The organism is Mesorhizobium sp. M4A.F.Ca.ET.022.05.2.1 (assembly GCF_003998845.1).
GTDB lineage: Bacteria > Pseudomonadota > Alphaproteobacteria > Rhizobiales > Rhizobiaceae > Mesorhizobium.
Genome location: NZ_RZOJ01000320.1, coordinates 1 through 6,860, shown reverse-complemented (window position 1 = coordinate 6,860; position 6,860 = coordinate 1). Strand labels below are relative to the sequence as shown.

10 protein-coding genes are annotated in these 6,860 nt (G+C 64.3%); 5 read left to right on the top strand and 5 right to left on the bottom strand.

What is annotated here, in order from left to right:
• The first annotated feature begins 64 nt into the window (after positions 1-64).
• The gene (locus EN745_RS26120; RefSeq protein ID WP_126055216.1) at positions 65-619 is read left to right on the top strand and encodes an alpha/beta hydrolase; all 555 of its coding nucleotides are present in this window, start codon (positions 65-67) and stop codon (positions 617-619) included.
• 115 nt (positions 620-734) lie between these two features.
• Here EN745_RS26120 and EN745_RS26115 read toward each other — a convergent pair whose 3' ends face one another.
• The 3 genes from EN745_RS26115 to EN745_RS26110 form a co-directional block, all read right to left on the bottom strand.
• Positions 735-2,099, bottom strand: coding sequence for an RtcB family protein (locus EN745_RS26115; RefSeq protein WP_245487840.1), 1,365 nt, complete (start codon positions 2,097-2,099; stop codon positions 735-737).
• 123 nt (positions 2,100-2,222) lie between these two features.
• Positions 2,223-2,381, bottom strand: a complete 159-nt coding sequence (locus EN745_RS36325; RefSeq protein WP_189363165.1) for a hypothetical protein — start codon at positions 2,379-2,381, stop codon at positions 2,223-2,225.
• A 205-nt stretch (positions 2,382-2,586) separates the two neighbouring features.
• The gene (locus tag EN745_RS26110; protein ID WP_127400061.1) at positions 2,587-2,943 is read right to left on the bottom strand and encodes an SPW repeat protein; all 357 of its coding nucleotides are present in this window, start codon (positions 2,941-2,943) and stop codon (positions 2,587-2,589) included.
• Positions 2,944-3,282: 339 nt separating this feature from the next.
• Between EN745_RS26110 and EN745_RS36320 the strand changes: the two genes are divergently transcribed.
• Positions 3,283-3,438: a hypothetical protein gene (locus EN745_RS36320; protein ID WP_245487839.1), complete on the top strand. Its 156-nt coding sequence runs from the start codon at positions 3,283-3,285 to the stop codon at positions 3,436-3,438.
• Between the two features lie 32 nt (positions 3,439-3,470).
• Here EN745_RS36320 and EN745_RS26105 read toward each other — a convergent pair whose 3' ends face one another.
• A complete protein-coding gene (locus EN745_RS26105) occupies positions 3,471-4,442 on the bottom strand; it encodes an SDR family oxidoreductase (RefSeq protein ID WP_127422603.1) in 972 nt (323 codons plus the stop codon).
• A 294-nt stretch (positions 4,443-4,736) separates the two neighbouring features.
• On the opposite strand from EN745_RS26105, the gene EN745_RS26100 reads away from it, so the two are divergent.
• Together EN745_RS26100 and EN745_RS26095 are read left to right on the top strand one after the other, a co-directional pair.
• Positions 4,737-5,054 (top strand): DUF982 domain-containing protein, encoded by a 318-nt coding sequence (locus EN745_RS26100; protein WP_126055221.1) that lies wholly within the window; start codon positions 4,737-4,739, stop codon positions 5,052-5,054.
• Positions 5,055-5,060: 6 nt separating this feature from the next.
• Positions 5,061-5,342, top strand: a complete 282-nt coding sequence (locus tag EN745_RS26095) for a hypothetical protein (RefSeq protein ID WP_126055222.1) — start codon at positions 5,061-5,063, stop codon at positions 5,340-5,342.
• A gap of 3 nt (positions 5,343-5,345) precedes the next feature.
• On the opposite strand, the gene EN745_RS26090 is transcribed toward EN745_RS26095, so the two are convergent.
• Complete coding sequence (locus EN745_RS26090; RefSeq protein WP_126055223.1) at positions 5,346-6,065, bottom strand: Crp/Fnr family transcriptional regulator; 720 nt, start codon at positions 6,063-6,065, stop codon at positions 5,346-5,348.
• Positions 6,066-6,345: 280 nt separating this feature from the next.
• Between EN745_RS26090 and EN745_RS26085 the strand changes: the two genes are divergently transcribed.
• The coding region (locus EN745_RS26085) for a ferritin-like domain-containing protein (protein ID WP_145992136.1) at positions 6,346-6,860 on the top strand (515 nt) is incomplete at its 3' end.

The following is a 6,860-nucleotide window of genomic DNA, read 5'->3' as shown; positions in this document are numbered from 1 at the left end:
CTCATTCCCTCGGCCAGAGGAAGGCCTAGAATTGCCGGTATTGCATCGGCAGGAAAGGCGGTCCATGAGCGAATTCATCATCGTGCCCGGCATTGGCGGCTCGGGCGAAGCACACTGGCAGACGCGCTGGCAGCGGGCGAACCCAGCGATGCGCCGCTTCAGCCCGGCGAGTTGGGAGCAGCCGGACCTCGACGACTGGATCGGCGCCCTCGACGCTGCGGTGGCGGCGGCGAATGCCCCGCCCGTCCTGATTGCCCACAGCCTCGGCTGCCTGCTCGTCGCGCATTGGCAGCAGGTCTCGCGGCGTGCGGTCGCCGGGGCTTTCCTGGTCGCGGTTCCCGACCCGGCAAGCGAGGCCTTTCCGGCCTCGGCACGAAGCTTCGCGGGCACGCCGGCAGGGCGGCTTCGCTTCCCCTCGCTCATCGTCGCCAGCAGCGACGATCCCTATGGCTCGCTGGAGTATGCCGGGACAAAGGCCGCGCAATGGGGAAGCGGCCTGCATGTTGCCGGCACACTCGGCCACATCAATGGCGACAGCGGACTTGGTGATTGGGCCGAGGGAATGGAACTGCTGGCGGCTTTCGCTAGCGAGGTGCAAAGGGAGACGGCAGGGGCCTAGTTGGCGGAAGCCGACGAACGATGACCTGAGCAAGGCGGCGAAGCGCACGGGGTGCTGAAGTCATCGCTACCGCCTCCGGGGCACCGGAGGATGGCCGCAGGCACTCACGAGCCACTCACCTCCTGTCCCGCCAGGGCATGTCTTTCTGCCAGTCGCCCGCCATGATCGAGCCGTAAGGGTCGACGAAGTCGTCGATCGTTGCAAGGCGGTGCCGCTCGATCTGGCCGACCACCTGGCTCGCGCTCTTGTAGGCCGCCGGCAGTTCCGACAGGTCCGGCGTGCCGAGCCAGAAGCGGATGTCGAGCCCGTTCGTCTCGGCCTTCACCACATCGTCGAAGTCGCGGCTGCCGATCACCTCGCGCAGATAGCGCGTGCGGCTCATGTTGCGGCCGGCGCCGTGCGGTGAAAAGCCGAGCGCCGGCTTCTTGTCGGCATGGCCGGCGATCAGGATCGGCTCGCTCATGTTCATCGGGATCAGCGTGCGGCCGTCATCGTCCGGCGAAAAGCCGTCGAAGGACGGCGTCGCCCCCTTAGCGTGGTAGAAAAGCCCGTCGTCGCGCCGGAAGACGAAATTATGCTCGTTCCAGAAGCGGTCGGCGATCTGGTTGCCGAGCTTGGCCTGGATGCGGTCATGGATGCGGAAATGGTTCTGCTTGGTCCATTCGCGAATGACCTGCAACGCGTCCCAATAGGCCCGGCCGTCCGGCGTGTCGGCCTCGATCCAGGCGGCACCCGGCGGCGTCTTCGGCGAGACGATCGCGGTATGCCGGCGGGCAACCGCCATGCCGCGCTTGTAGAGCATGGCGCCCGGGCCGCGCGAGCCGTGATGGGTGACGATCGCCGGCTGTCCGGTCGAGCGCAGATGCCCGACATAGAGGAAGTGGTTGCCGTCGCCCTGCGTGCCGAGATTGCTGTCGCCGATCGCTGTCACGTCGGAGAGGAACCGGTTGGCCTTGAAGCGCGCCGAAAGCTCGGCGGGCATCGCCCAGCCGCGCTGGTCCTTGCGGCCGCCGGGACCGAAATGGGTGATCTCGAAGGCGGCGTCGAGGATTTTCTTCGGGTCGTCGTTGCGCTTGAAGACGGTGATGGCCATCGAGCAGCAGATGTCGGCCGAATGGAAGCCGGGATGGATGGCGTTCCTGGTCGCCACGACGCCGCCTACCGGAATGGTGCCGGCCGGACATGCGTCAGGCATGACGACACCTGACACTACGGTCGGCGTACGCAGAAGCGCGTCCATCGCTTCCACGACCAGCCCAAGATTGTCTCGCTCGACATCATTTTCGGGTTCGAGGAAAACGCCGAACGGCAGCGCGTTGGTGCGCGGCATCATCTCGACCGGCATGAGCGTCTGGAGATGGGCGAATATCTCGTCCTGCGACCTGCCCTCGCCCTCCATGCGCTGGGCATCGGCGATCGCCCCGGGAAACCATTTCCCAGGCTTGAAACCCCACTGGATGAGATCCTTGCCGGTAATCACGGCCGTTCCCCGTCGCCAAAAAGGCGCGGTGAATACCACATCGCGCCGGCGCGAACCAGCCGGCACAATCGCCACCGCGCCGTAACGCGGCGATGCCATGATCAGATGACGACGCCGACGCGATCAGTTCGATGGAGATTTTTCGCGCGCGCGATCCAACTCTGCGCGCGCCTCCTCTTTCTGCTTCTCGGCATCGGCCTTGCGCTTCGGGCAGTCCTCGAAATTGTGGTCGCGGCCGCCGCAATAGGAGCAGCATTTCGCGGGCGCTTCCGGGTGGAGCATCGAAGCCATTCCCAAGAATGCACGAAAAGCTTTCCGGTTGCAGCAATTCGTGATGCGCCCGCAGCCGCCGGTTCAGCCAATGCTCCGATATTGCTGGAATTGCTTCTCTTTTACGCAATTCCGGACGGAAAACCGCTGCACACTTTTCCTGGAATTGCTTTAAGGAGCTCGCCGCTTGCGCGGCGGGCTCCCAGTTAATCACCCGTCACGCATGCGCGTGCGGATGATGGACATCCCAGACCGCCCAGGCCGATACGGCAACCACCAGAATGCCGAGGATAACATGGGTCGCCATCGCGTTGGCGTTTGCCATGAAGCCCAGCAGCCAGGGTGAAACGATCAGCCAAAGCCCGAGGACGAGATTCACCCATTCCTCCCACTCCGCGAACACCGAAAGCGTCGCCAAAGCCAACGCGCCGAGCGCAACGCCAACAATCCAGGCGTTCCACGCGGGCATCGTCTCAGCGGCGAAGCCGATGATCCAGGGGGAGATGAACAGGCAGATCGCAAGGACCAGATTGATCCAATCCTGGCCCCTCTTTCCTTCCATCATCATTGCCATAGACAACCTCCATGAAGATGAAGCTTGACCAAAGCACTACGTTTCGCGTGCAGAGCACGCTTAGTCATTGATATAATTACGTTTCAAAATCCTTCAAGGTTCAGGCCACTTTACCGGCCCGCTGCCTCCATGCGACCGGGCCGCCGGCGGCAGCCATCTCTCCCCGGCGCCGGGCGCCGAGATGCGTCGCTTTTTCCAGGGAACCCCCGGGGCATCGGCGCGTTCGCCTAGGAACAGTTCGGCAAATAGCAGAAATTTTCCTTGGCAAACAAAGGTGCTATATTAGCTGACTAAACGAAGTGGTGCCGTGAACCGATGGCCAAGAAGAAATCGAGACCTATGCTTTCCGCGATCTCGCCCGCCTCCGCGGCCGAGGCCTATGAGGCTGCCTACTTCGCCCGCAAATGCGGCCTGACCCGCGACGAAGCGCTGAAGATGATGCGCGAGGCGCAGGCCGGCGTGAGGGCCCCGTCCGAAGGCAAGCGCAAGGGTTAGGCCCCCTACCCCCACCTCTGACAAGCCTCCTCTCAATAGCCGCCGACAATCGGCAGGATTTCGCCGGTGATGTAGCTGGAGCATTGCGGCGAAGCGAGGAACACATAGGCTGGCGCGATCTCTTCCGGTTGCGCCGGCCGCTTCATCGGCGTCTTGGCGCCGAACTGGGAAACGTCCTCGGCCTCCTTTTCCGAAGGGTTGAGCGGCGTCCAGACCGGGCCCGGCGCCACTGCGTTGACGCGGATGCCCTTGCCGATCAGGTTGCCCGACAGAGCGCGCGTGAAGGCGTGGATGCCGCCCTTGGTCATCGAATAGTCGACCAGATGCTTCGAACCCTCGATGCCGGTGACCGAACCGGTGTTGATGATGGCCGAGCCCGGCTTCATGTGCGGCACGGCTGCCTGCGCCATATGGAAATAGCCGTAGAGATTGGTCTTCAGCGTGGTGTCGAAATGCTCCTCGGTGAGGTCGGTGAAATCGGTCGAATGGATCTGGAAGGCGGCGTTGTTGACCAGCACATCGAGGCCACCCAATGTCTTCACCGTCTGCTCGACCGCGTTGCGGCAGAAGGCGCGCCTGGCGACATCGCCGCGCAGCGCCAGGCAGCGCCTGCCCTCGGCCTCGACGGCGCGCTTGGTCGTCTCGGCGTCGCGATCCTCACTGAGATAGGCGATGGCGATATCGGCGCCCTCGCGCGCGAACAGCACCGCCACGGCACGACCGATGCCGGAATCGCCGCCGGTGATCAGCGCCACCTTGCCGTCGAGCTTCTTCGAGCCCTGCCAGAAGGGCGCGTCGTAGAGCGGCGCCGGCTCGATCGCCCACTCCTCGCCGGGTTTTGGATGATGCTGCTTCGGGAAAGGCGGCACGGGATATTCGCGCGCGCCGGCCTGCATGGCACCCGGCTCTTTCGCCTTGGCCTTGCGGCGGTCATCGGCGTCGACCTTGCGCTGCACGCGGCGCTGCCTGCCTGCCGCCTTCGATGTGTCGGATTTCGTCAGCATCGCTTCGTCTCCTGGTTTCGATAAGGACAACGTCTGCCGCTCGAAAAGGTTGGCAAAGTCGAAACACCGGGCCGGCCGCCCGCGGGCCTCGGCGCCGGTCGCGGCATATCAAAGTTAAATGCGACGACCGGCGCGCGATGGTAGTCGATGCAATGAGGGACCTTGTGGAGGCGTCTGATGAAACCGGTTCTTGCGAGCAGTCCCCTTCTGGCCCTGGGCGTCGTCGCCTTCACGATCGCGCCCTTCGCCGGATTGCTATGGCGAACCCGGGAGTGGTTCGGCTGGTGACCGGCGATGAGTCTGTTCCTGCCCCTGACGATCCGGTTCGCCGATGGCGGCTCGATGGTCGTCTCGTCCATCGCCGATGCCAAGAAGGCGCTCGCCAGGACATGGAAGGATAAGGACGCCGCGACCTATGTCGTGGCGGTCCGCCTGGTGGACGACGCACTCGCAGGGATCTGCCGACCCGCTGTTGCCTTCGACGCGTTCAAGACGGCCGCGGCAGAGCAAGGGCTGCTGAGGCCCGGCGACCGGAGCGCCGCGCTCGTCATGCTCGACGAGCTGTGGGCGCCGGGCAGCGCCAAGTCGGCGGCCCCCAGAAAACCCGGCTGATCGCCCATGGCCTGGAACGTCAGCATCGGCGACGAGGTGATCGTGAACGCCACCATCCTGAAGCTGCTCGGCAGCGGTCGCGCGCGGGTGCGGATCCCGACCCACAACTATCCTTTCGCCATCGACCCGCCGGCCGGGGCCAAGGCCGGCGACCCGATAATGATCGCCGGTCACATTACCGAAGTCGACCAGGACAGAGGCCGGGTGACGTTCAAGGCCGGCGGCCTGGTCACCGTCGACATAGCGTCGGTCGCCGCCTGGAAGTCGGTGCTTCGCGATCCGCCGTGACGCCTATCTCGGTTCCCGGTTCATGCTGAGATAGGTGGGGTCGAACTCAGCCAACTCCACCAGCAGATCCCAGTCGAGGATGGTCACGGTATAGCTCGACCAGCTGACCAGGCCGATGTTGCGCAGCATGCCGATGACCCTGTTCATATGGACGACCGACAGCCCGAGCACATCGGCAAGCTCCGCTTGCGACAAGGGAAGCTGGAAGCTCATCCCGCTGGTGCGCTTGACCACCTGGAGGCGGACGAACAGCTCGCAAATGAGGTGGGCGAGGTGCGATGTCTTGGAACGCCGGCCCATGGCCACGATCCACTCCCGGTGGATGGCGCCGTCGACGAGCGTGTCCAGCCACAAAAGCCGCGTCAGATGCGGCGCCTGCTCGGTAATGGCGCGCAGCTTGCCGTGCTCGGCGGCGGCCACGCGGCATGGCGACAGCGCGATGATGCCGTGGTCCATTGTCTTCAGGAGAAAGGCGTGAAGGTCGACGAAGTCGCCCGGAACCTGCAAGGACGTGAACTGCCGGCCGCCATCCTCGAGCACCTTGTAGCGCGCGGCAATGCCGTCGAGGATCAGGGTGCTGTGGGTCGGTCTCGAGCCTTCCGAAACGATGTCCTGCCCCGTGGCGACATGCCTTTCGGTCGAGATGGCACCCGCCAGCAATTCCTTTTCCGCCTCCGAGAGGTCGTCGTGCTGGCCAAGGTTCAGATACAGGGATTCGAGCATTCGGTTCCGATCCTGCGTGCACCGCCAAGAGCAAACGCCGCAGCCGGCGTCCGGTTGCAGCCGGGCTGACTAGGCATGCGCGCCGGGAGACTTGCCGACAGGAGAGCCGTCCCGGTGATCCCGCGCGCCGCGCGCCGTCCACGACTTGGGTTCACGAAATATTTCGCAGGGAACATCCGTTCCCGGCCACGCTTATCGTGATGCAAGGAAGCGGCGCTTGCGATTTCACGGGCGCCGTTCCTTTGCACCCTCAAGGCGCATCAACCGATGGAGCAAAGTGATGGCAAGGAAGAATTCGTCCGGCGCGGCGAACGGCCTGGAGAGCCTGTTCGTGGACGGCCTGAAGGACATTTACTACGCGGAAAAGAAGATCCTGAAGACGTTGCCCAAGCTGGCGAAGGCAGCCCAGTCAAAGGAACTGAGCGCGGCCTTCGAGAAGCATCGCATGGAAACGGAGGGACAGGTCGAGCGCCTGGAACAGGTGTTCGAACTGATGGGCAAGGCCGCAAGGGGCAAGACCTGTCCGGCGATCGACGGCATCCTTGAAGAAGGGTCGGAAATCCTCGAGGAGTACGAGGACGAGCCGGCGCTGGACGCGGGCCTGGTGGCGGCTGCCCAGGCCGTCGAGCATTATGAAATAGCCCGCTACGGCACGCTGGTCGCCTGGGCGGAGCAACTGGGCCTCAAGGACGCGGTGCCGTTGCTGCGCGAAACGCTGGCGCAGGAGTCCGCCACCGACGAGGCGCTGAGCGCGCTGGGCGAAAGTGGCGCGAACCAGCGGGCGTTGCAGGCGGC